Origin of the sequence: Vibrio sp. RE88 (assembly GCF_013113835.1) — a bacterium.
Taxonomy (GTDB): domain Bacteria; phylum Pseudomonadota; class Gammaproteobacteria; order Enterobacterales; family Vibrionaceae; genus Vibrio.
Window position 1 is genome coordinate 1 of record NZ_VTYQ01000012.1, and the last position, 22,437, is coordinate 22,437.

Genomic DNA, 22,437 nt, shown 5'->3' on the forward strand with positions numbered 1-22,437 from the left:
AGCTCAGCTGGTTAGAGCACATCACTCATAATGATGGGGTCACAGGTTCGAATCCCGTCGTAGCCACCATTAATTTAGATTGCTAGCTCAGGCTAACAGTCCTGAAAATTAAGACGCGGAAGTGGCGGAATTGGTAGACGCACCAGATTTAGGTTCTGGCGCCGCAAGGTGTGAGAGTTCAAGTCTCTCCTTCCGCACCATATCTATTCTAGAAATAGAATTCTGAAACCCAGCTTTATGCTGGGTTTTCTTTTAACTGAACAAACCTTTTGTTTGTTAACTTAAACGCATCCCCCAGACATAAAAAATCCAGCCGAAGCTGGATTTTACTTAAAGTCATGACTTTCTAATATGCTGCGAAATTACTTTCTTAGCCTAGAAGCCCCAACGCTGAGTTGGGCGCCTGCTTTGCTTGAGCAAGAACAGAGCTAGATGCTTGAGACAAGATCTGAGCTTTTGTTAATGCGGTAGTTTCTTTGGCGAAATCAGTATCTTTGATTCGGCTCTTAGAAGCATTCACGTTTTCGTTAATGTTATCTAAGTTGTTGATCGCATGGCTGAATCGATTCTGGAAAGCACCAAGTTCTGCACGGTGGCTATCCACGAATTTCAACGCTGAATCGACAATAGCAACCGCTTCCTGAGAACCGGCAACCGTAGTAACGTCGATGGTATCAACCGTTACCGCTTGGGCTGGGCCCATGCTCAATTCACCGGCTAATGCACCACCAAATGTCACATCACCAACAACACGGTTGTTGTCAGCAAAGACTTGTAAGTTACCATCTTCACCAACCGATGCTTTTACCATATCAGTCTGACCATTGATGTACGTAGCCAGCTCTTCAATATCGTCACCTTCTTTCGCATTTACTGTGATGTTTTGTTGTTCACCAAAAACATCCGTCAGTGCGATAGTCAGATCATTAGCACCCGCTTGCACACCCCAGTCTTTGTCCTTGGCATTGGCTGCAACATAGCTGTTACCACCCATCATGCTGTTGTCGCTACGCATGTTGTTTAGTGTCAGCATCACTGCTTCACCATTGTCAGCACCAATCTGGAATGACTTAGTTGCGAATGTACCGTTCAGTAGCTTGTTACCACCGAATGAAGTCGTTTCGGCAATACGGTTCAGCTCATCGTTCAGTGCAGTGATCTCTTCCTGAATCGCAACACGTTCAGACTTAGAGTTTGAGCCGTTTGCAGATTGTAGTGACAAATCACGCATACGTTGCAGAATATTAGTCGTTTCGTTCATAGCGCCTTCAGCTGTCTGCGCCATGGAAATACCATCATTCGCGTTACGTACAGCAACGTCTAGACCTCGGCTTTGTACATTCAAACGGTTAGAGATCTGCAAGCCTGCTGCATCATCTTTAGCACTATTGATTTTAAAACCAGAAGATAAACGTTCCATTGAGGATTGCTGTGCATTAGATGCGCTATTTAGGTAGCGCTGCGCAGTCATTGCCGCAACATTGGTGTTTACATTAACCGCCATAGTGGTTACTCCTATTGATTTTCCGTAGATCGGAAGTTTCGAAAGGTTTCCGACGTCTCGGTAAACCAAGTTCTCTCAAAGTAACCTTATTAGCGACGATAAAATGATTATCTTTAGAGCAATTTTCAAAATTCCTACGAAAACTAGGGAGAAGAATAAATATGTTGATCAAATCAGCAGATATGAAATCTATTGCTAAAGTTTTTGCTAAAACAGCCGGGGGGAGTAGTGAGAAGACAAAGGGTATTTGTCTAAGAATAGCAGAGGTGAGCTGGCCTGAATGACAGGCAAAAGAAAAGCCCCTTTTCCTTTGAGAGAACCGGGGCTAGTGTGGTAGCCATTGTGGAGATCGAGAGAAATGATCACAGCCTGGCTGCCGTGTGCATAAGTCACTTGGTTAATTAGAGCAGGTGTGAGAGAGAACTCTAATTACCTTATCACCTATGCTTGCCGAAACATCTTCGCTAGCCCCACGTCTAGGTTAATGCTAGTGAAGATATTTACTGCTACTGCAATAATGACATTGCAGAATTTGGCAACTGTTTTGCTTGGGCTAGAATCGAAGTACCAGCCTGTTGCAGAATTTGTGCTTTGGTCATCGCGGTCGTTTCTTTCGCGAAATCGGTATCGCGGATTCGACTGTTTGATGCCTCTACGTTTTCTTGGATGTTGGCCAAGTTATTAATACTGTGGCTCAATCGGTTTTGCTTCGCACCTAAGTCTGCACGTTGAGAATCAACGTATCGCAGAGCTGCATCGACAATACCAACCGCATTTTGTGCGCCACCAACGGTATTTACATCAATGTTTTGAACGGTTGTGTTCAAACCCGGACCACCATTGAGACCCAGCTCCGTAGCAAGACCACCCGAAATATTCAGGTTACCTTCCAGGTTCGGCTCTGCGGCAAAAATCTGCAGCTTGCCTTCTTCATCCACAGACGCTTTCAACTTATCGGTCTGACCATTGATGTACGTCGCCAGCTCCTCGATGTCATCGCCATCTTTCGCAATGATATCCAACGTCACAGCCTCACCATCTTTAGTCGTGAACTCAAACTTGAGATCTTTGGCTGTAGGAGGTACTCCCCAGTCTTTGGTTTTAGGTTGCTCAGCAATAAAGGACTGGCCTCCCATACGGAAATCATCCGCACGAATACTGGTTAAGCCCATGATGATTGCTTCACCTGAACTCGCACCTATCTGGAACGACGCTTCTCCAAATGAGCCGTTAAGAAGTTTACGACCACCAAAAGATGTCGTTTCCGCAATACGGTTTAACTCATCTTGCAGCGCTTCAACTTCTTCGTTCAAAGCCTGACGCTCAGACGCAGAGTTTGTCCCGTTTGCTGATTGCAGTGACAAGTCACGCATACGCTGTAGGATGGAGGTCGATTCGTTCATCGCGCCTTCCGCTGTCTGGGCAATGGAAATACCATCATTAGCATTTCGCATGGCAACATCCAGACCACGTGACTGTGCTGTCAAGCGGTTAGAGATCTGAAGACCCGCAGCATCGTCTTTTGCACTGTTGATTTTCTGACCTGAAGACAATCTTTCCATCGAGGTGTTTAAATCACCTGTGGCCTTATTCAGGTAACGCTGGGCAGTCATTGCCGACACGTTAGTATTTACAGTAATGGTCATAGTTTGCTCTCCTAATGAGTTCGCAAGTGCTTTGCGAAGCGGCCAGCTTAATCTCAGTTGGAAGCACTGACCGTAAATGACTTGCTAAGCAGGAAACGCCTGCTTAAAACCTGTTCGTTAAACTCTTGGTTTTATCAATACAAGTAGTGTGCCAACTTTAGAAAACGAATAATAAAATAATTTTATATATATTTTTCATGCACTTAATGAGATTGGAACTTTAAAGCACTCATGCTCATTTTATCGCCACACCGTAGCGGCAATGACCTTGCCGCCTATTTGCCACTTGGTTGCCATTACCATACAGGCGATGTTTCTGACCAAGAGGCAATACCTGACTTCGCACATACGGCTTAGCACGTATGGCATTGAAGTTAGATGTAATTAAACAATGTTAAATCTTTCGTTTTACCAAATGCCTGTTGAGAGGCTTGAAGCGCCCGCGAGTTTTCATTGAACTCTATAATGGCATCGGCATAGTCGAGGTCTTCAAAGTTACTCTTGGACTTTGCCAAGGTCATTTTGAAATCATCGTGTTGTTCTTCTTGGATATCCAATGTACTCAGGCGAGCACCGACATCCGTTCTTGCCTTATTCAGATGAATAAATGCCGCATGGAACTCTTGAGTAATCTGATGCAACTCGGCGGTATTTGACGTATCCGATACGGAGCCTTCCGCTAATTTCATCGCCTGCTTAAACGTATCAAAGATACTGTACGTTTTGCGCGGCTCTAAGGTGATCGCATCACCTTTAGTAATTTGGCCTTTGACCTGAATCGTGACATCTTCAAACTTAATCCCAATCGCAGGGTCAAAATTGTCTGCTTTCACTACCGCACCATCACGTTCAAGCTGATAGCCATAATTTCCATCAGGCATGTCAACAAACGTGACTTTGTACGTCGACTGGTCATCCGGATTGGTGTTTATCGCTCGCTCAAGCAGCAACTCAGAGACCCCTTTGAGATCATATTGAGGCTCAAAGTCTCCATAAGGGTTGTCGATTTCCATAAACAGTTTGCTGCCCGGATCGTTGATTGGCATTTCCAAACTGTTTGAAATCTTCATCTTGCGCTGGTAGTCATCGCCTGCATAAACCACGTCACCATCTTTATCACGGAAAAACGGCTGGTTTTTCGGCTTAGTTCCCGCAAAGATATAGTTACCTGATTCATCCTGCACATTGGAGAGATTGAGGAAATTATTCGAAATTTCCAGCAATTCACGGCGCTTCGCGATTCGGTCTTCAGGTGATAACGAGCCATTGATCATTTCCATGACCGTACGCTTAGCTTCATCGGCATACTGTTCCGCATTGGAAATAATCACTTCGTGATGCTCTAGGCGATTTCGGCTTAGTACAATCGCATCGGTAAACTGGCGTAATTGCTCTTTCTGTTGACCGATGTTTTGGATGTAATGCGTCGCTAGCGGATCATCACTGGCACGCATTAACTTCTTACCCGAAGCTAACTGAGCCTGATTGTGGTGAACTTTGGCTTCCTGACGGCGTAAGTCATTCTGTACCGATTGATAGTTATGGAAGCTGGAAATACGATTCATCATTTATCTGCCCCCCTATCTCAACGCCAATATAGTGTTAAAGGTATCGTTCGCCGCTTGCATAATGCGCGATGATGCCATGTAAGCCTGCTGAAACTTCATCATGTTGGCGGCTTCTTCATCGAGGTTCACCCCGGAGATAGAAGCAACCCTTTCTTGCGCGGCTTCTTTTTCCAGACGTGACACGTCGGTTAAGCGAGACGCCGTAGACATTTGCAGGCCTACATCAGTATTCAGGTTATGGTAGATATCCAATACCGTTGATTCACCATCATTGAGGTGTTTGTTGGTCTGGATATTCTGCATTTTCAGTAAGTTGCCGTTATCACCTTCGGATGGGACAAGGTTTGCCGTGAACTTGTCATTGGCAATTGCACCCGCAGACAACTCAAACGTGGTGCCCTGTACGGTCACAGGCCCGGTTGGCGGGTAAGCCTGAGGTTGAAGTAGAATCTTGCCCTTGGTGTCTGTGACGGCAAACTGCTTACCATCCGGTGAGATGATCACTTCGAATTCGCGTAAGTCGCCGGCAGTATCAATAGAGAAAGTGGCGCTCCCTTGGGCAAACGTCGTCGAGGCTTCGTAACTCTGAGCGGCAATCGCTGAAGGGTCATTGGTTGCCATCTTCATCTGCGCCGCACCGTTTCGTGTCGGTCTGATCAACACTCGTTCGCCTGCCTGTAGGCCGTTGTTGATATCAATACGAATGCCATCGAGTGATATTGAGTTTCCAACCACAGGAACAATCGACATATCGCCATTGGGGCGAGTGATATAGTAATCACCACCGTTAAATTGAAGTGAGTACTGACCGCCAACTAATTTATTGGTGTCTTCGATATACACTTCTAGATCGGCAGTAGAGTTGGAGGATGTCACCACACGGGATTTGGCCACTACTTCAGAGTTCACATCAGTAAAGACTAACCCACCGATATTCCCCCTGAGATCCAAACCTTGAGATTGAAGTGCATTGACATCATAAGAGAACGCGGTCGCCATCTTACCTAATTCGTCCATCAGGTAAGGGATCTTCTCGTCACGCATCGTCAGCATCGCACCGAGTTTGCCATCAATGTCTTTAGTGGTGATGGCTTTGATGCCTTTACCTTCGATCATTGCCAAACGACGCTGGTGCACGTCAGGGTAGCCATCAATCATTTTCAACTGGCTAGCCTCTGTACCTGAAACTAAGGTGTGTCCGTTACCAATATGAACGTTAAAGCCTTCAGCGTTTTTACGCGGCGTTACCGTCACCTTAGTGTACTCAGACAATTCTGCTATCAGCTTTTCATGCTGATCCATTAAGTCATTGTGCGGGCCAGGTGTACGCATCATCAAGCGATGTAAATCCCTGATTTCAAGAGCAAGCTGGTTTACTCGCTCAATGCCGAGATCGAGCTTTTTGTTTGTGACGTCAGACTGTCTACGTACAGTTTCGTGGAAGTCATTGAGGTTTTGCGTGATCAGATCCGCTTTCTCCAGCACCACTTTTCGTGCGCCAACATCATTAGGGCTATCAGCCAACGACTTGACCGCATCAAACCATTCATTAAGGTTTTCAGGAATTTTTTTCGACGCGACGGATGACAGCATGTTGGATAACATTTCCAAGTTAGCCTCATCATCGACCTTGTGTGCGTAGTTAGTCGTTGAGATGTTCATCTCATTGACGGCAAACTGATCCCAAGAGCGGCGAACTTTTTCCACATGCACGCCCATACCATAGGTTTCCCCGCCGTATTGGCGTGGCATATTCGCACCTTGGATCACCGACTGACGGCTATAACCCTCTGTATTTACGTTAGAGATGTTATGACCCGTGGTGTTAAGTTGTCTCTGAGCCGTCAGTACGCTTTGCGAACCAAGATTCAGAAGATCAGACGCCATATAGCCCCCAGGAAACCCAATAAAATCAGTAGAACTGAATAACTTAGTTAACTATTTGCAATATATGTGCCAAATGCGGGATGCGGGATGCGGGATGCGGGATGCGGGATTATTTTGCTTTTCTGAAGAGCATTCCTGCCAATATTTTTTGCGGCAAGACAAAGTTGTAGTCAGCACTCTCAGTAAAACAGCCGTGCTTAAAAGCAAACTCACCCAAAGGTGAGTCTGTTTACATCTGATCGATTTGCGCTTTAACTCTCAGTACTTTGTTAGCGTACTGCGGGTCTGTCGCATAACCAGCCTGATGAATACCATGAATAAACTGCTCATTGTTGCCTTGATGGCGAAGTGCCATGGTGTAGCGAGGGTTATCATTCAAGAAGCGCACATAATCATTAAAGCTTTCTTCAAAGTTAGAGTACGAGCGGAATGCCGCTTTTTCTTTTACCGGAACACCTTGATGGTATTCTAGGGTCTGTGTCGCGACCTTATCTCCACCCCAGCTCTTATCAGCTTTGATGTTAAACAAGTTGTTGCTGCTACCTCGGCCATTACTGACCACTTTTTGCCCCCAACCCGTTTCCAACGCGGCCTGAGCCAATAGCAATGAAGAGTCCACACCCAATGCTCGTGCTGCTTTTTCAGCATACGGTTTCATGGATGTCACGAAAGACTCTGGAGACTCGAATGAAGTGGGTGTTGAAGCAGCCGCAGTAACAGGAGCAAGTTCTGCATTCTCTCGGCGAGACTGGCGGACATTATCAATTTTGTTCATCAAAGCTTCGAAGTCGGCTTCGCGACTGGCAGCATTAGTGTTTTCCACTGACCCAGAAGTAAGCTGAGCTACGATCATATCAGCCAGTCCAAGAGAGCCTGAGGAGCTAAGTTCACTCGCCATTTGCTCATCCATCATCTGGCGGTAGAACTGCTGATTTTGACTGTCCATCAACCCTGATTCAAACGTTGAGTTGGCGTCACGCATCGATTTAAACAGCATGGAAGTAAAGATAGATTCAAACTGTTTGGCTGCCGCAGTCAGCGCTTCCTTTTCACTGTTTTCATCCCCATCTACCGCTTTCTGACGTAGTTTGTCGAGATTAGCGATATCGTGGATGAAGCCGATGTCTTTTCCATTGTTAATCATAACGCCTCTCCTTAGATTACGATCAACTGACCTTCAATCGCACCCGCCTGTTTGAGCGCTTGGAGGATAGCCATCAGATCTGACGGTGCAGCACCGACTTCGTTCACGGCACGGACCAAATCATCTAAGGTCAGGCCTGGTTCGAACTTGAACATCTTGCCTTGCTCTTCAGTAACTTCAATATCTGTATCGGGTGTCACTACCGTTTCACCGCCACCAAATGCGTTTGGCTGACTGACATTGAGGTTTTCCTTGATTGCGACTGTCATGCCGCCATGGGTGACCGCAGCCGGTTTAAGACGCACGTGTTTGCCAACCACAATCGTACCAGTACGAGAGTTAACAATAATTTTCGCTGAACCCTCAGCCGGATTAAACTCAAGGTTTTCAATAGCAGAAAGGAAGGAAACACGTTGGGAGATATCGCGTGGCGCACGGACTTTAACGGAAGTAGCATCAATGGCTTGGGCCATTTGTGGGCCAAGGAAATTGTTCACTGCATCAGCCATACGCTGCGCTGTTGTAAAATCAGATTCGAGTAGGTTAAAGGTAATGTAGTCCCCGCGACCAAATGGTGTCGGGATCTCACGCTCGACAATCGCACCATTAGAAATCATACCGGCTGTTGGGTTGTTACCGACGATTTTAGACCCGTCCGCCCCGGTCGCACTAAACCCACTCACGACTAGGTTGCCTTGTGCAACGGCATAAATTTGCCCATCGAGACCTTTCAACATCGTCTGCATCAAGGTGCCACCACGTAAGCTTTTCGCTGAACCGATAGAGGAGACAGTGACGTCGATGGTCTGGCCCTGCTTAGAAAAAGCCGCCAAGTCAGCCGTGACAATGACAGCCGCGACGTTCTTTGATTTCGGTTTAGTACCGGGTGGAAGCTGAATGCCGAAGTTTTCGAGCATGGCGTTAAAGCTTTGATCTGTAAAAGGAGTTGATTCACCAGTACCCGGTAAACCCGTGACCAATCCGTAACCTACTAATTGGTTGCTTCGCACACCTGCCACTTGTGACACATCTTTGATACGTGCGGCATAAGCCGGTGTGGATGCAATGATCAAACTCGTCAATAACAGAATCAGCTTCTTCATCGGGATACCTTTCTTAAATACTCTGTGCCAAAACTTCGACTTCAGATGGCTTTATAAAGCAACATTAAAAAATCGTGCCAAGAATCCCGGCTCTTGCATATCTTGTTGAGTGCCTGTACCTGAGTAACGAATTCTTGCGTTAGAGATACGGTTTGACGCAATTGTATTCTCATAAGAGATGTCATCTGGACGAATTGTGCCGCTTAAGCGGATGTACTCATCCCCCGTATTGAGCGTCAACCATTTCTCACCACGAATCACAAGATTGCCGTTAGCCAGTACTTCAACCACTTCAACAGTAATCGAGCCAGAAATACTGTTACTCTGGTTGGCCGCAGCACTGCCACTGAACTTGTTATCGTTACTTAAATTATAAGAGAAATTGTAATCGCCAATGTTAAGTTGCTGGCCACCGACTTCAAGAGGATCCATTGATGCATCGTTGTTTTTCGATAGATCCGCATCTGAGCTCTTGGCTGCCTTAGTATTTTCATCCAAGGTCACGGTGATGATGTCACCTACACCACGCGGTTTAGAATCATCATAAAGGCTGCTTGCCTGAACTGTATTGAACAGAGATCCTGTTTCAGCCGCATAATGCTCAGGTTGATGCTTAGGGTGAATAGGTGCCCATGCAGGATCACCCGCTACCGGATCGGATCTGCCACGAAGCGTATCAACGATACCTGAGCTTTCGTCTTGAGACTTATCCCCTTCAACAGCATCCACCGTTGTCGTACCCTGAATAACATCGGATGTTTCAACTGGCGCTTCAAGCATCGAACAGCCCGATAACAGCGCAATAGCCAAAATGGTCAGTAAGCGATTCATTAGCAATTCCTCAATCTTTCAGGCTTATAGCTGCTGGTTAACGAAGCTCATCATCTTGTCGACGGCAGAAATGACTTTGGAATTCATTTCGTATACACGCTGCGCTTCGATCATGTTGACTAGCTCTTCCGTCACATTCACGTTGGAGGTTTCCAACATGGATTGACGAATGTCACCAAAGCCATCAAAGCCTGGGACACCTTCTTGAGGATCACCACTAGCACCTGTTGGTAAGTACAAGTTCTGCCCGATAGGCTCAAGACCACCTGGGTTAACAAAATCCACGGTCGCAATTTGCCCTACGACCTGATTATCTTGCTGCCCACGAACACGTACTGACACTTCACCGTCGGTACCAATCGTAATGCTGATTGCATCTTGTGGAATCGCGATTTCTGGTTCCAATGGATAACCGGCACCTGAAGTCACCACGACACCTTCATCGTTAACAGTAAACTGACCGTTACGGCTATAACCGATGTTGCCGTCTGGCATTAGGATCTGGAAGAAACCATCCCCTTCGATCATCATGTCGAGGCTGTTATTGGTCGTTTGAGTGTTACCCTGAGTATGGACCTTTTGGGTTGCGACTACTTTAGAACCCGCGCCCAACATTAAACCACTTGGTAGCTCGGTATTTTGTGAAGACTGGCCACCCGGTTGGTTGATGTTCTGATAAAACAGATCTTCAAATACCGCACGGCTCTTTTTATAACCAACCGTTGACGCGTTCGCCAGGTTATTTGAAATCGTAGAAATATTGGTTTGTTGGGCATCCAAACCCGTTTTACTTACCCATAATGCTGGATGCATATCTCTCTCCTAATAATCTGGTTAGCTCATACGAAGCAGAGAGTCAGACGCTTTGTCCATGTCTTCTGCCGTGCTCATCATCTTGACCTGCATCTCAAACTGACGCTGAAGGTCAATCAGATTGGTCATTTCGCCAATTGCATTGACGTTACTGCCTTCCAGCGCACCGGTGAGCAGTTTGACGCCGGCATCCATTTCGTATGCGGCATTAGGATCTTTAGAACGGAATAACCCGTTAACATCTTTGTACAGTGATTGATTATTGGTGCTGGTAAGCTTGATTCGATCGACGATTTCAATCGCGTCTGCTGGCGCGCCCTGAGGAACGACAGAAATCGTACCGTCAGTGCCAACTTCAATTTTGCTGACTGGGATAGGTATCGTAATTGGCGCCCCAGTCTCACCTAAGACCAAGTTGCCGTTACCCGTGGTAAGCATGCCATTGACATCAACTTTCATATTACCGTTACGTGTCAGGCCTTCTTTACCTGTCACATCAAGAACAGAGATCCAACCTTGATCTTGAATAGTGACGTCTAAGTCCCGCCCAGTGGTAATCACACTACCCTGTTGGAAATTATGGCCCGGACGCTCTGTCATGCTGAATACACGGCTTGGCATACCATCACCGTACGCTTGCATAGAGCGGGCTTGCGCCAAATCAGCACGGAAGCCCGTGGTACTGACGTTTGCTAGGTTGTTCGCTCTAAGCTGCATAGCCTGCATATTCTGCTTTGCGCCACTCATAGCGAGAAACAGTGCACGATCCATAATTTGCTCCAATAATCACAATTCAGATCAATTAAAGCAAATTGTATGCCAGTTTTATATATCTATAATTATCAATGATTTAATGAAAGATTGTTCATCAGAAAAAGGAATAGATGAAGAGAGTTGCCATAGGTGGCAATAATAGCAAGCTGGTTGTTGCCACCAGCCTGCTATTCAGATGATTGCGGAATGTCTTTAAACTCTCAGAACCGTGATTAACGAATCTGCAGGATGTTCTGTTGAGTTTGGTTGTGCACTTCTAGAGAACGTGAGTTCGCTTGGAAGTTACGCTGAGCAGAGATAAGATCCACCAGCTCCTGTGTCATATCGATGTTGGCTTGTTCAAGCACACCACTCGAAATCGTACCAAAAGAGCCCTTGTTTGACTCACCCCAAATCTTACTGCCAGAGAACTGAGTGGAATCCCACTGAGTACCACCTTTCTTATCCAGACCTTGCTCATTAGGTACTCGGACTAATGCAACTCGACCTAGGATAATGTTCTCACCATTCGAATAAGTACCAAGCACGCTACCGTTCTCATCGAAATCAACTTTAGTCAAGAAGCCAGTCGTTGCACCGTCTTCGTCAAACTTGGTTAATTCAAATGGAGCGGCAAACTGTGTCGCATCCTGTAGGCCAAATGATAGCGCTTGGTTGATATCCGCACCATTCAGCTCTACTGGGTTTGCACCTGTACCAAGCGGCTCAGAGACAATGTTCTGACCGTTGTTAAGGCTTGCTAACGTACCATCATTATTGAATCGCATAGTGTGACCAACATGACCCGTAGGTGCCGTAGCATCACCACCAACTATGTTGATTGGCTTCTCACCAGCGCTATCAGTAACAGTGTAATACGTCTGCCAAGTATTGGCTTGATTCTGATCTTTCAAATAGTAAGTCGTCAACTTGTACGACTGACCCATAGAGTCATAGATAGTCGAAGATGTTGAGCGGTTGTAGGTTTCCGGATCGGAATAATCAAACAATGCCGGGTCTTTCAACTCCCCACCAGCAGGCAGGTTAACACCTACATCAATATTCGAAGTCTGTTTAGGTTTACCAAACTCTTTCGGGATATTAATTGGTGAAGGCTCGTAAGACAGTACATCGCCCGTGTCTTTGTTGACCTGATAACCTAACAGGAACTCATCATTCGCTGTTGTCATGTAGTTATCTTTGTTCAGGTGAAACGCACCATTACGTGTCAACTCATTAGTCGTCGGTGCTAGGCGGTCTTTAGCAACAGCAAAGAAGCCAGTACCAGAGACACGCAAATCCATTGGGTTGTTGGTATAAATACTTGAACCTTCATGGAATTGCTGAGCAACCTTAGCGGCTTGTACACCCTGACCAGGCGTGGTCTTAGCGTGGGTGAACAGTGAATTAGAGTAAACATCACCAAACTCGGCACGGGACTCTTTAAAGCCATATGTGTTCGCGTTCGCAATGTTGTTACTGGTTGTGTTCAGATCTAACTGAGCTGCGGACAAGCCGCTTAATGCAACATAAGACATTCCAAATCTCCTATCTAGCTAGCATATCAACTTTATAAAGAGTTACGCTTTGCCAACTTCTAGTACTTCAGCAAGTCGAACTGGCGACTCAAAGCCAGCCAGATTGAGTAGTACGTTACCATCACCTTTACCAAGCAGAACGCTATTGACATTAGCGTAAGTCGAAACTTCAAAGTCTTTCGCCTGCCCGTCCAGCAAACCCGATGCTTTCACATTGTATTTGCCAGCCGGCAATGGATTACCGTTTTGATCTTTACCATCCCACTCGACGCGGTTATCACCTGCAGGTTTAGAACCGACATCAAAGGTACGGATCAGCTGCCCCATTTGGTCTTCTACTCGCACCATCAGGTTATCAACAGATTGAGGTAGTTTGACCATAGCAGCCATGGAGCCATCATCAGCCTTCACCCCTGCTGCACCTGGGACTAATACGTCTCGGCCAACAAGTGACGATGCCTGAAGCGCTTGGTTAGAAGTCATCGACGCATTCAGTGTTTCAAACTGATTGTTCATTTTGCCGATGCCATCTACCGTCGCGAACGACGCCATCTGAGCAATCATCTGGTCATTGCTAACCGGCTTAAACGGGTCTTGCTGAGCAAGCTGCTTGGTGAGCAACGATAAGAAGTCTTCTTGTTTAAGATCCTGCTTACCCGTTGTTTCATCAGGCTTATTCTTGTCCTGAAGCTGTTTAAGCTGGTCAACATAGGACAAGCCACTCTGACCAACATTATTATTAATGCCCCCGGCCATATGTTACCTCCTATCCCTATTGACCCATCTGCAGCGTACGCAGCAGCATTTGTTTGCTTGCATCTGCTACTTGCACATTCGTTTGGTATGAACGAGAAGCAGAAATCATATTGGCCATTTCTTCCATCACATTGACGTTTGGCTTGTAGATATAGCCATCGTCATTTGCGAGTGGGTGATCTGGGTTGTACTCCGCATCAAGCGGTTTATCGCTTTCAACTATCCCTAACACTTGTACTGGCACCGTATGGTCTCGACCGTACTTTGCCTTACTTAACTCAGCACCGAACACAGCGTGGCGCGCTTTGTAGGTGTCTTTTGCAGAGCTAGAGACACTGTCAGCATTTGCCAAGTTGCTAGAGGTGGTGTTTAGACGAACAGATTCAGCACTCATGGCAGAACCAGTTACATTGAATACATTAAATAAGCTCATCTAATTATTCCCCTTTGATTGCTTTCGTTAAGTTCTTGAACTTACTTCCTAAGAAGTCGAGTGATGCTTGGTGTCTGATTTGATTCTGCATAAACAAGTTACGCTCTAAATCTACGTCTACCGTGTTGCCATCACCGGTGTCAGGTTGAGTCGGAAGTCGATAAAGCACTTCCCCTGTCACTTGTGTAGAGGCAGGAATATGCCGACCATCAGTACGGCTAAGCCCAATGCTTGCCTCTGATGTTGCCGCCTGCAATGCCTTTTGGAAGTCCATGCCTTTCGATTTGTAGCCAGGTGTGTTGGCTTGAGCAATGTTGGAGGAAATCACCTCAGCATTGCGCTCGCGTACACCCACCGTGTATTGGTGGATACCTAATGCGTTGTCGAAAGATATAGCCATGTTAACCTCTACATAAAGAACTGACCGTTACTACTGAATAACAAAGCAATTAGCGTACCAACTTTAATTAAACCGTAATTTCTTTGTTATAAGCTCATCAGCAATTACCACGCCAAAGTGTGAAATTGTGGAGCAATGGAATGTCACTGTAAGTATAGAGAAATAATCCCGATACGAAAAAGCCCAGCGAGTCGCTGGGCTTGAGTTAAATGTATTCGGCTTATTTAAGTTTATAAATAATACCCGGGTTACAACGAACCATCTCAAAACGGTCAGTTAACCCAGTTAAAGACTCAGACGCCCCAAGTAGTAGATATCCACCTGGATTTAAACTGTTAGCCATCTGATTTAAAACCTGTGATTTCATGTCTGGAGAGAAATAAATCAATACGTTGCGACAGAAAATGATGTCGAACTTACCGAGCAAGGCGTAGCTGTCCATCAGGTTTTGAGGGCGGAAATTAACCAAGCGCTTAACATTGTCTTTGACTTTCATTCGGCCATCACCAGCATCTTCAAAGAAATTGCGGCGACGCTCAGGAGACAGACCTCGCCCTAAGGCAAGATTATCGTAAACACCTGCACGACACATATCCAACATACTCGCAGAGATATCCGTTGCCGTAACGGAGACGTTTGGCAACATCCCTGGCTTACGTTGCTGGGTTTCGAGAATGGTCATCGCCATAGAATACGGCTCCTGACCAGAAGAGCTTGCCGCTGACCAAATTTTTATTGGTCGTTTGTTTGCCGCCGCTTCCGGCAACAGCTTATTAGCAAGGACTTCAAACGGGTAAGTATCACGAAACCACAGTGTTTCGTTGGTTGTCATAGCATCAACAGCGGCAACGCGTAACTCTCGGTTACGGCCAGTGACAACATCTCGTAGCAGATCGGACAAAGAGCTGAGCTTAAACTTTGTCACAAGAGGACTTAATCGACTCCTCACTAAGTACTGTTTACTGTCACCCAGTACGATGCCACATTGAGATTCTAAGAAACGGCTGAAATCACGATACTCTTGATCGCTTATAGTTATCGCTGTCATTTACTTCTCTTTATTCAGTAAGCGCAGTCTTCACTGCATTACCAAGTTCATCAGGGTTGAATTTCGCAATGAAGGAGTTAGCTCCCACACGTTCAACCATCGCTTGGTTAAATACACCACTGAGTGATGAATGGAGAATAACATACAAATTTTTCAGATCTGGATGACGACGGATTTCCGCTGTCAGTGTGTAACCGTCCATTTCTGGCATTTCAATATCTGAAATGACTAAGGAAATTTGGTCGTAGATACTGCCCTCTGCTGCCATTTCGACCAGCTTGTCGTACGCTTCTTTGCCGTCCTTAACCGAAACAACTTCAAAACCGATAGAAGTGATCGCTCTTTCCACCTGCTTACGGGCAACAGTGGAGTCATCGGCAATCAGTATACGACGTACCACTTCTTTTTCCGTCTGCACCTGAGCAATTTCTTCACCAATGGTTGAATCCATGGTTTCATCAACTGGTGCAATTTCTGCAAGGATTTTTTCAACATCGAGGATTTCGACAAGTTCATTATCGATATTGGTGACCGCAGTCAGGTAGTTGGCTTTACCCGAACCATCTGGCGGAGGCAGAATCGCTTCCCAGTGCATGTTGATAATACGTTCTACGGACGTCACTAGGAAAGCCTGAATCGTACGGTTAAACTCAGCGATCACAACAAAGGCTTTTTCAACATCCGTAGTCGGACGACCACCAATCGCTAAACTCAAGTCAATCACCGAAACTGTATGGCCGCGAATGTGCGCCACCCCTTTAACAAGAGGATGCAAGTTTGGCATTGAAGTAAGCTTAGGACACTGAAGAACTTCTTTTACCTTAAATACGTTGATACCGTAACGCTGTCGCCCCATCAGGCGAAATGTTAGGAGTTCTAATCGGTTTTGACCGACGAGTTGCGTACGCTGATTCACCGAATCAAGAATACCCGTCATAAGCTCATCTCCATCTCAAACTTTCATGGTATAAAATGATAGTCTACTAAAAGCTATGAAAAATCAGAGAAACAGAATGACACACCATAAATCACATTTATGCTCAGTTTCCATAACTAATTGTAGAGCTTTCTATAAAAACTTTTATAAGTCTATCGTCTTTTTATGCTTTTTCTTTAGTTTTTCAGCAACATCAGCCACGTCTGAGCAAATTATCAGTATTCAGCAAGCGGCAGAAGAGTACGTTTTATCGACCGTCGAATGGCCCACTGGCGGTACGTTAGACGCAAGAGCGGCAAATATTGACAGCCGTGTCTTTGCCACCGATTGCCCAAGCCCTTTAGACACGTCTTCCTCCTCTACAAACCCTAACGCCAGTAACATCACTGTGTTAGTAGAGTGTAGCGAAGATAACTGGAAATTATATGTTCCCGTCAGACTGACTCGTTCTGGCCCTCAAGTTACGCTCGTTGGCCCGCTTAGCCGAGGTCAAGTTATCTCACGACAAGATGTCACTATTAATATGGTAGACTTGCAACGCTTCAGGCGGCAAGGCTTTTCCAACATTGATGCCGTAATTGGGGCAAAAACAAAGAAAAATCTGCGCGCTGGCGAAGTCATTGAAAGCAATGATATATGCGTAGTTTGCCGCAATGAAACGGTCACAATCAAAGCCGTAAAGTCTGGTATGACCATCACAACCAAGGGCACAGCACTCACAGATGGGTCACATGGTGAACAGATAAGAGTGAAAAATACAAAATCCAACCGTATAATTGAAGGGAGAGTCACAGGGATCTCGGAAGTAACGGTTATTTTCTGATCAATTCAAAAAAAGCCTAAAGTAATCCCTACTCTAGTCGATATTGACAACATAAGATTCTAAACACGAAAGGCTCACACATATGGCAGGCATTGATAACATACGCTCTGGGCAGACGGTTACAACGTCGACGAGAAGCACAGCGCGTAATGAAAATAGCCCTTCTGCAACTGATTCAGCAAAGAAGTCAGAAGTTGCACAAGACTCTGTATCCTTAAGTCAACAAGGTAAGGCAGTCGGTGAAATGCATACCCAACTTGCTAGCCAGCCAAGCTTTGACCAAGCAAAAGTTGCCGCGATCAAAGAAGCTATTGCGAATGGCTCTTACAGCGTTGACCCACAAAAGCTGGCCGATAATATGATCAAGTTCGAAAAAGAACTTGGTGGTTTCGAATAACGAGTTTCTGTCATGGCAGCCCTAAGCAGTTTAGTTGAGTTCCAACTTAAAAGCGCAACCGATCTTTCATTACTGTTAGAGAAAGAGAAAGCTGCGATCGCCACCAGGGTCGCTAAAGACATCGAACAGCTTGCCAAAGAAAAACTCACTTTAGTTAACCAGCTTCAACAGACTGACCAACGCATTAGCCAACATCCCGATGTGGCGACTTTGACCAATGACCCAGAGTTGAGCCCTCTAGTCGACCAAATTCGCTCTATCGTCCATGATTGCCAACAGGCGAATGCAGTAAACGGTGAAGCTTTGCAACGCGCACAGTTGAGCTTCAATAAGCTGAATAACCTAATGCAGCAAACTCAGGGCAAACTGGGGATGACTTACACAGCAGAAGGTCAAACCAAAAATGTCACTACATTAGGCACCAACATCAAAGCCTAATCAGCAGGAACACAAAAAAGCGGCAATGATTGCCGCTTTTTTTGATCGAAGATTTAGAGAGAAATTTAGAAAAGAGTTTGTTGACGTTTTTCCGGAACGACTTGCACTTCACCGTAATCACGGAGCTTGTTCATCTTCTTGATGTCCAAGCGCAATTCAGTAACGTAACTGTCGCCCACTTTATAACTGCGTACCACTTCAGCACCACGAATGACACCATCGACAGCACCCGAGGTTAATTCAGTCCCTAGGCGTTGATCCTGTAGATCTGCTCGGCCGCTCACTCGCATACCATATACTTGCTCAGCCAGTTCTCGATAGGCATCAATCTTAGAGGCACGCATCGCTCGCACCTGACGCTCTTCATCTGTACGGCCTTTCTGCTCACTGATATTGGCATAGCCAACCGCAGTTAACCAATCATCCGGGCGCATATTCTGCAAAGGTTGGCAGCCAACCATAATCAACGCAACCGCCAGTAAAAATAGCTTCTTCATCTCAACTCCCTATGGACGCAGAATAACCGTGTAAGGTTGTCTTATTGTAGGGTCTGAGCGAATCAAAACACCATCTTCAGTTCGGATACTGTTAAGTGTATCTAGGTCACGACCAATTCGATCCGCAGGTAAGAAACCTTGAGCAGTGGCAACAACCACGCGTGACTGCATACCCACAACACGAGCATTCACCAGAACACCACCTTCTTGACGAAGCATGGTCCCCGTCAGGACATATTGGATATCTTGCTCCTGAGACAAATCTTTCCAATCACGACTGAAGGCGAAATCTCCTTGTTGCGTCACTTGAATGGACCCCGTCGTTTTGTAGTCGACCACTTTAAAACCACGGCGTTGGAATTGGTGAATAAACCCTTCCGATACCGAATTCCCCAACCAGTTCGTCGCGTCCATGTTTTGTAGATCAACAAAAGAGGTGACGGCAATCGGTGTCCGCGCTGACACACTGGTGTTCGAGATCATCAGATCTTCAGTCATACTCTCAATAAAGAAGTCAAGAGTATGACGCGGACTCTCCATCAGCATAAACTGAGAGCCTGGGTACGGTTCTTTACCGTTGTAAATTGGGGCATAGGCACAAGCGGTGAGAAACACCACTGGCACTAGCGTTAGCCATCTTTTCATTCTCTAATCTCCGATACATATTAGGCACTGATTGGTTCCATTTCCTATCTCTCATAAAAAGTGGAACAGTCTTTGCTTTTCTAAATCTGCAACCATTCAGAACGGCAATGCCTAAATCAGCTAAGATAGAGCAAGCAAAAAATGAACCAACTTGGAAGATGAATATGAAAAAATCGCTTCTTGTCCTGATTTCAACCATTTACGCCTCGCTGTACGCGAGTATAGCGTCTGCCGGATGGTATGAAGTGACCGGAACCGCCACTGTGGTTTCCTCTGAAGAAGTCGCTCGTATTCATGCATTGGAAGATGCCATTTATAAAGCCGTCAGCTTTTCTGGCGCCGATATCGGCAGTATTTCCAACTTGAGACCACTACTTGAAAGTGAGCGTAAGGAATATCAATTTAGCAATACCGAAGTTCGCTATATCTTGGTCGATGAGCAGAAGGTCCGCAGTGGCGTTATGTTTGTCAAAGCACGTATTGATATCTATCCATCGGCAACGGGTTGCCATGTCAGCCAATACAAGAAAACGTTTTTGGTTGGCAATATCGATGTGGAGTCACCTCAGCAGGCAGTAATGGGCCAGATTTATAGTGTGGGGGACGATTTTGCTACGGTAATTAATCGCCAACTTGACCAGCAATCGGCCAACTTTGTCTCTGTTGGCACCACAGACTATGAGATCAGCCAGCGTTATCCGGAACGTCTCAAAATGATTGCGCAAGACACAGGCGCTCAATACATCATTGGTGGTGTCATCACCGACTTAACCGCCACCATTGAACAGAAACTGCTAAGAGATGACATCATCAACCGCCAGTTTGCGCTAGAGATGACCGTATTTGATGGAAAAACAGGTAATGAAGTGTATAACCGCAATTATCGTGAAGTTGCGCGTTGGCCATTCCCAAAAACCAGCCAAGTGGATACGAAAAGTGCCCGCTTCTGGGCGTCAACATACGGTGACATGATGCTGCGCGTCAGCCGCAACATCATGTTAGATCTGGAATCAGAGGTGTCGTGTAAGATCACACTCCCAGAGATCATTTCAAAGTGGAACAATGTCCTCACTATGGATTTAGGCCGTATCCACGGCGTTCAGCAAGGCGATAAGCTCAAACTTTGGCACACAGGTTCCTTTATCGATCAACGTGGTTTGCCGCGTAACAAGGTGACAGAGTCAGACATTACTCTCACTGTGTCTCGTGTGTATGAAAACGAAGCAGAGCTTACCGTTGACCAGCCAGAGCTTGCAGGCAGCATTCAAATTGGCGATGTTATGCACAAGATGCTTTAAATCAGTGAGTTAAGGTTTAATATCCTGATCTAATTCAGTATGATGAATCTAAGCTCCCGTGGCACAGCTGGATAGCGCGATCCCCTCCTAAGGGATAGGTCACAGGTTCGAATCCTGTCGGGAGCGCCACATCCTTATAAAAGCCAGATCTAATGTAAGTAGGTCTGGCTTTTTTTGTACCTATGATTCTCTGTGTATTCCACTTGATACGACGACTTCTCTGTAGAGCAATAAAAAACCTCTTCCCAATCAGGGAAGAGGTTCAACAAGAAGGGTGTTGAAACAAGGATAATTAACATTGGTTCCATACCGAGGTGTTCATTAGGCGGATTCCAATAATGCCACTAGGCTAAAGTGGCAAGTTCGAACAATCGTCAGAGCACATAACCCATACCTAAAACCAACTTAACCATGAGGAATGAGTGCTTAGATCTCAATCTAAGCATTGTTCTACAAGAAGAACTCACTGACACTTGAGCTTCTCGATGGAAAAAAGTGTAATATATGCATCAATTTGTTGTCAAACGTGAAACTTTTTTCAACAAAAAATAATCTTAGACTGTGTAACAGTTCATAAAAACACGACTCGGAGAAGCATATTGAAAGATGTCACCACTATTGGCGGGCGGTTAAAAGAAATTCTTTTTGTTAAAGGCGTTTCTGCAGCTGAGCTATCGAGGAAAGTGGGTATAGAAAGAGGCTATATGAGCAAGCTTCTTAATAATAAAATTAAAAACCCACATAAGAACATGACCCAAATAGCGAAAGCACTTAATGTATCCTACGAATGGCTGATGACCGGTGTTGAACGAACTGGTACTTACGAACGTGATTATGATGTCGAAGGAATTGTTAACTCAAAGCTTCAAAAAATTGGTTTTTTTGAAACTGGTATGCCAATATCCAAGTTCCACAAACTCATTTACAATGATGAATCTATAAATATAGTCAGCACTAAGAAGCTTGGTGCTGGAAATTATTTATTTCAGAGCGGTGATGATATTGTAGAGCTATTTAGGGTTGATAATTTTATCAATTTAGCTTGGTATCCTCACGAGCCTGAAAAAGACTATATTCCAATTGGCAAGGTTATTACAAAAATAAGTAAGGAACATATCAATGACAAGAAGCTTAAACTTGTTGAAGGTTGAGAATGGCTTAATATATTACACAAATGAAGATAACGACTACGTTTTAAGCTCACCAGCCAGAGGGCTTATCAACAAAGGGCTAGTCGTGTTTTTCAAAAAGGAGCACCGAGATTTAATCCACGCGATGGATCCTATTACCAAATTTGATATTAAATGGTACGGATTCCTTACCGCGCTTTATCTCGCATCTCTATTAGTTGCGATTCCTATGTCACCACACAGTGTTGAAATATTCGGCACTTGGCAACCTGCTGGTATTTTAATATTCCCATTAACCTTTTTAGTTCTCGATACGATCAACGCGACACTCAGATATGAGTATGCAAAATCGACAACCTATTTTGGTGCGGGAATGTGTGCACTCGCCTCTGGATTAATTGCGCTCACCTTTTTCACTTTTGATATTCAATCTCCTTATAAAGAAGTATTCGAGCCACTTATCTATTTATACCTAATTAATAGCCTGTGTATTCTTGCTGCTGATCAAGCTAACAACTTTATTTTCAGAAAGCTTAGTATGACGCTGCATAAAGCACCGATTTGGGCACGCTCTATTATTTCAAGCACTATCGGCCAAGCACTATATACTGTTATTTGGATCGGTTTATTCTTTAATTCATCAACATCAATAACACTATTACAAAAGATTGCTGATAATTATCTATTTAAAGTCGGCTATGCTGTCGCTCTCATCCCTGTACTTTATGCTTTAGTGTTTACTTACAACATTCTAAAAGCAAAGAAACAAAATGACTCTTCCGAGTTAGATGAAAACTCTAACTATGCGTAATTAGCCTCCCCAAAAACCAAAAAGCTCGGACTGTCTG

The 22,437-nt window shown here is 45.2% G+C and carries 23 protein-coding genes and 3 tRNA genes; 9 read left to right on the forward strand and 17 right to left on the reverse strand.

What is annotated here, in order from left to right; genetic code table 11:
* Nucleotides 1-69: transfer RNA gene (locus F0265_RS21155), tRNA-Met, on the forward strand.
* 46 nt (nt 70-115) lie between these two features.
* Nucleotides 116-200 (forward strand) — tRNA-Leu (locus tag F0265_RS21160).
* 170 nt (nt 201-370) lie between these two features.
* Here F0265_RS21160 and F0265_RS21165 read toward each other — a convergent pair.
* From F0265_RS21165 to F0265_RS21235, 15 genes are all read right to left on the reverse strand, one after another.
* The gene (locus tag F0265_RS21165) at nt 371-1,504 is read right to left on the reverse strand and encodes a flagellin (protein ID WP_038510104.1); all 1,134 of its coding nucleotides are present in this window, start codon (nt 1,502-1,504) and stop codon (nt 371-373) included.
* 506 nt (nt 1,505-2,010) lie between these two features.
* Nucleotides 2,011-3,150 (reverse strand): flagellin, encoded by a 1,140-nt coding sequence (locus F0265_RS21170; protein WP_171750257.1) that lies wholly within the window; start codon nt 3,148-3,150, stop codon nt 2,011-2,013.
* A 374-nt stretch (nt 3,151-3,524) separates the two neighbouring features.
* Nucleotides 3,525-4,718, reverse strand: coding sequence for a flagellar hook-associated protein FlgL (gene flgL / locus F0265_RS21175; protein ID WP_171750258.1), 1,194 nt, complete (start codon nt 4,716-4,718; stop codon nt 3,525-3,527).
* A gap of 12 nt (nt 4,719-4,730) precedes the next feature.
* Nucleotides 4,731-6,605 carry a flagellar hook-associated protein FlgK gene (flgK, locus tag F0265_RS21180; RefSeq protein WP_171750259.1) on the reverse strand — a complete coding sequence of 625 codons (1,875 nt, stop codon included), beginning with the start codon at nt 6,603-6,605 and terminating at the stop codon, nt 4,731-4,733.
* 229 nt (nt 6,606-6,834) lie between these two features.
* Nucleotides 6,835-7,749, reverse strand: a complete 915-nt coding sequence (gene flgJ / locus F0265_RS21185; protein ID WP_171750260.1) for a flagellar assembly peptidoglycan hydrolase FlgJ — start codon at nt 7,747-7,749, stop codon at nt 6,835-6,837.
* Nucleotides 7,750-7,760: 11 nt separating this feature from the next.
* The gene (locus tag F0265_RS21190) at nt 7,761-8,852 is read right to left on the reverse strand and encodes a flagellar basal body P-ring protein FlgI (RefSeq protein WP_171750261.1); all 1,092 of its coding nucleotides are present in this window, start codon (nt 8,850-8,852) and stop codon (nt 7,761-7,763) included.
* Nucleotides 8,853-8,903: 51 nt separating this feature from the next.
* Entirely contained in the window at nt 8,904-9,683 is a 780-nt protein-coding gene (gene flgH / locus F0265_RS21195; RefSeq protein WP_171750262.1) for a flagellar basal body L-ring protein FlgH, read from the reverse strand.
* A gap of 24 nt (nt 9,684-9,707) precedes the next feature.
* The gene (gene flgG, locus F0265_RS21200; RefSeq protein ID WP_171750263.1) at nt 9,708-10,496 is read right to left on the reverse strand and encodes a flagellar basal-body rod protein FlgG; all 789 of its coding nucleotides are present in this window, start codon (nt 10,494-10,496) and stop codon (nt 9,708-9,710) included.
* 21 nt (nt 10,497-10,517) lie between these two features.
* The gene (locus F0265_RS21205; protein ID WP_171750264.1) at nt 10,518-11,267 is read right to left on the reverse strand and encodes a flagellar basal body rod protein FlgF; all 750 of its coding nucleotides are present in this window, start codon (nt 11,265-11,267) and stop codon (nt 10,518-10,520) included.
* Between the two features lie 215 nt (nt 11,268-11,482).
* On the reverse strand, nt 11,483-12,787 hold the full coding sequence (flgE, locus tag F0265_RS21210; RefSeq protein WP_171750265.1) for a flagellar hook protein FlgE: 1,305 nt from the start codon (nt 12,785-12,787) through the stop codon (nt 11,483-11,485).
* 42 nt (nt 12,788-12,829) lie between these two features.
* Nucleotides 12,830-13,543: a flagellar hook assembly protein FlgD gene (gene flgD / locus F0265_RS21215; RefSeq protein WP_019274764.1), complete on the reverse strand. Its 714-nt coding sequence runs from the start codon at nt 13,541-13,543 to the stop codon at nt 12,830-12,832.
* A gap of 16 nt (nt 13,544-13,559) precedes the next feature.
* Nucleotides 13,560-13,976, reverse strand: coding sequence for a flagellar basal body rod protein FlgC (flgC, locus tag F0265_RS21220; RefSeq protein WP_045975446.1), 417 nt, complete (start codon nt 13,974-13,976; stop codon nt 13,560-13,562).
* Nucleotides 13,977-13,980: 4 nt separating this feature from the next.
* Nucleotides 13,981-14,376 (reverse strand): flagellar basal body rod protein FlgB, encoded by a 396-nt coding sequence (gene flgB / locus F0265_RS21225; protein WP_171750266.1) that lies wholly within the window; start codon nt 14,374-14,376, stop codon nt 13,981-13,983.
* Nucleotides 14,377-14,596: 220 nt separating this feature from the next.
* The gene (locus tag F0265_RS21230) at nt 14,597-15,424 is read right to left on the reverse strand and encodes a protein-glutamate O-methyltransferase (RefSeq protein WP_171750267.1); all 828 of its coding nucleotides are present in this window, start codon (nt 15,422-15,424) and stop codon (nt 14,597-14,599) included.
* Nucleotides 15,425-15,434: 10 nt separating this feature from the next.
* Nucleotides 15,435-16,361 carry a chemotaxis protein CheV gene (locus tag F0265_RS21235; RefSeq protein ID WP_171750268.1) on the reverse strand — a complete coding sequence of 309 codons (927 nt, stop codon included), beginning with the start codon at nt 16,359-16,361 and terminating at the stop codon, nt 15,435-15,437.
* Between the two features lie 76 nt (nt 16,362-16,437).
* Between F0265_RS21235 and flgA the strand changes: the two genes are divergently transcribed.
* From flgA to flgN, 3 genes are all read left to right on the forward strand, one after another.
* Nucleotides 16,438-17,184: a flagellar basal body P-ring formation chaperone FlgA gene (gene flgA / locus F0265_RS21240; protein WP_171750269.1), complete on the forward strand. Its 747-nt coding sequence runs from the start codon at nt 16,438-16,440 to the stop codon at nt 17,182-17,184.
* 82 nt (nt 17,185-17,266) lie between these two features.
* Nucleotides 17,267-17,581, forward strand: coding sequence for a flagellar biosynthesis anti-sigma factor FlgM (gene flgM, locus F0265_RS21245; protein ID WP_171750270.1), 315 nt, complete (start codon nt 17,267-17,269; stop codon nt 17,579-17,581).
* Nucleotides 17,582-17,593: 12 nt separating this feature from the next.
* The gene (flgN, locus tag F0265_RS21250; RefSeq protein WP_171750271.1) at nt 17,594-18,019 is read left to right on the forward strand and encodes a flagellar export chaperone FlgN; all 426 of its coding nucleotides are present in this window, start codon (nt 17,594-17,596) and stop codon (nt 18,017-18,019) included.
* A 65-nt stretch (nt 18,020-18,084) separates the two neighbouring features.
* Here the strand turns inward: flgN and flgP are convergent, their stop codons facing one another.
* Complete coding sequence (gene flgP / locus F0265_RS21255) at nt 18,085-18,516, reverse strand: flagellar assembly lipoprotein FlgP (protein ID WP_006957411.1); 432 nt, start codon at nt 18,514-18,516, stop codon at nt 18,085-18,087.
* A 9-nt stretch (nt 18,517-18,525) separates the two neighbouring features.
* Nucleotides 18,526-19,161 carry a FlgO family outer membrane protein gene (locus F0265_RS21260; protein WP_019274762.1) on the reverse strand — a complete coding sequence of 212 codons (636 nt, stop codon included), beginning with the start codon at nt 19,159-19,161 and terminating at the stop codon, nt 18,526-18,528.
* Between the two features lie 164 nt (nt 19,162-19,325).
* On the opposite strand from F0265_RS21260, the gene F0265_RS21265 reads away from it, so the two are divergent.
* The 4 genes from F0265_RS21265 (at nt 19,326) to F0265_RS21280 (ending at nt 22,400) form a co-directional block, all read left to right on the forward strand.
* A complete protein-coding gene (locus tag F0265_RS21265) occupies nt 19,326-20,459 on the forward strand; it encodes a flagellar assembly protein FlgT (protein WP_029236009.1) in 1,134 nt (377 codons plus the stop codon).
* A gap of 52 nt (nt 20,460-20,511) precedes the next feature.
* Nucleotides 20,512-20,588, forward strand: a tRNA-Arg gene (locus F0265_RS21270).
* 470 nt (nt 20,589-21,058) lie between these two features.
* Nucleotides 21,059-21,610, forward strand: coding sequence for a helix-turn-helix transcriptional regulator (locus F0265_RS21275; protein ID WP_171750272.1), 552 nt, complete (start codon nt 21,059-21,061; stop codon nt 21,608-21,610).
* Nucleotides 21,579-22,400 carry a VUT family protein gene (locus F0265_RS21280; protein WP_171750273.1) on the forward strand — a complete coding sequence of 274 codons (822 nt, stop codon included), beginning with the start codon at nt 21,579-21,581 and terminating at the stop codon, nt 22,398-22,400. Before F0265_RS21275 ends, F0265_RS21280 begins: the two co-directional genes overlap by 32 nt.
* Nucleotides 22,401-22,437: the final 37 nt, after the last annotated feature.

Excerpts from the sequence above, each read along its gene's own strand:
- F0265_RS21165 (WP_038510104.1), bottom strand. The coding sequence starts at position 1,504 with ATGGCGGTTAATGTAAACACCAATGTTGCGGCAATGACTGCGCAGCGC.
- F0265_RS21170 (WP_171750257.1), bottom strand. The coding sequence starts at position 3,150 with ATGACCATTACTGTAAATACTAACGTGTCGGCAATGACTGCCCAGCGT.
- flgL (WP_171750258.1), bottom strand. The coding sequence starts at position 4,718 with ATGATGAATCGTATTTCCAGCTTCCATAACTATCAATCGGTACAGAAT.
- flgK (WP_171750259.1), bottom strand. The coding sequence starts at position 6,605 with ATGGCGTCTGATCTTCTGAATCTTGGTTCGCAAAGCGTACTGACGGCT.
- flgJ (WP_171750260.1), bottom strand. The coding sequence starts at position 7,749 with ATGATTAACAATGGAAAAGACATCGGCTTCATCCACGATATCGCTAAT.
- F0265_RS21190 (WP_171750261.1), bottom strand. The coding sequence starts at position 8,852 with ATGAAGAAGCTGATTCTGTTATTGACGAGTTTGATCATTGCATCCACA.
- flgH (WP_171750262.1), bottom strand. The coding sequence starts at position 9,683 with ATGAATCGCTTACTGACCATTTTGGCTATTGCGCTGTTATCGGGCTGT.
- flgG (WP_171750263.1), bottom strand. The coding sequence starts at position 10,496 with ATGCATCCAGCATTATGGGTAAGTAAAACGGGTTTGGATGCCCAACAA.
- F0265_RS21205 (WP_171750264.1), bottom strand. The coding sequence starts at position 11,267 with ATGGATCGTGCACTGTTTCTCGCTATGAGTGGCGCAAAGCAGAATATG.
- flgE (WP_171750265.1), bottom strand. The coding sequence starts at position 12,787 with ATGTCTTATGTTGCATTAAGCGGCTTGTCCGCAGCTCAGTTAGATCTG.
- flgD (WP_019274764.1), bottom strand. The coding sequence starts at position 13,543 with ATGGCCGGGGGCATTAATAATAATGTTGGTCAGAGTGGCTTGTCCTAT.
- flgC (WP_045975446.1), bottom strand. The coding sequence starts at position 13,976 with ATGAGCTTATTTAATGTATTCAATGTAACTGGTTCTGCCATGAGTGCT.
- flgB (WP_171750266.1), bottom strand. The coding sequence starts at position 14,376 with ATGGCTATATCTTTCGACAACGCATTAGGTATCCACCAATACACGGTG.
- F0265_RS21230 (WP_171750267.1), bottom strand. The coding sequence starts at position 15,424 with ATGACAGCGATAACTATAAGCGATCAAGAGTATCGTGATTTCAGCCGT.
- F0265_RS21235 (WP_171750268.1), bottom strand. The coding sequence starts at position 16,361 with ATGACGGGTATTCTTGATTCGGTGAATCAGCGTACGCAACTCGTCGGT.
- flgA (WP_171750269.1), top strand. The coding sequence starts at position 16,438 with ATGACACACCATAAATCACATTTATGCTCAGTTTCCATAACTAATTGT.
- flgM (WP_171750270.1), top strand. The coding sequence starts at position 17,267 with ATGGCAGGCATTGATAACATACGCTCTGGGCAGACGGTTACAACGTCG.
- flgN (WP_171750271.1), top strand. The coding sequence starts at position 17,594 with ATGGCAGCCCTAAGCAGTTTAGTTGAGTTCCAACTTAAAAGCGCAACC.
- flgP (WP_006957411.1), bottom strand. The coding sequence starts at position 18,516 with ATGAAGAAGCTATTTTTACTGGCGGTTGCGTTGATTATGGTTGGCTGC.
- F0265_RS21260 (WP_019274762.1), bottom strand. The coding sequence starts at position 19,161 with ATGAAAAGATGGCTAACGCTAGTGCCAGTGGTGTTTCTCACCGCTTGT.
- F0265_RS21265 (WP_029236009.1), top strand. The coding sequence starts at position 19,326 with ATGAAAAAATCGCTTCTTGTCCTGATTTCAACCATTTACGCCTCGCTG.
- F0265_RS21280 (WP_171750273.1), top strand. The coding sequence starts at position 21,579 with ATGACAAGAAGCTTAAACTTGTTGAAGGTTGAGAATGGCTTAATATAT.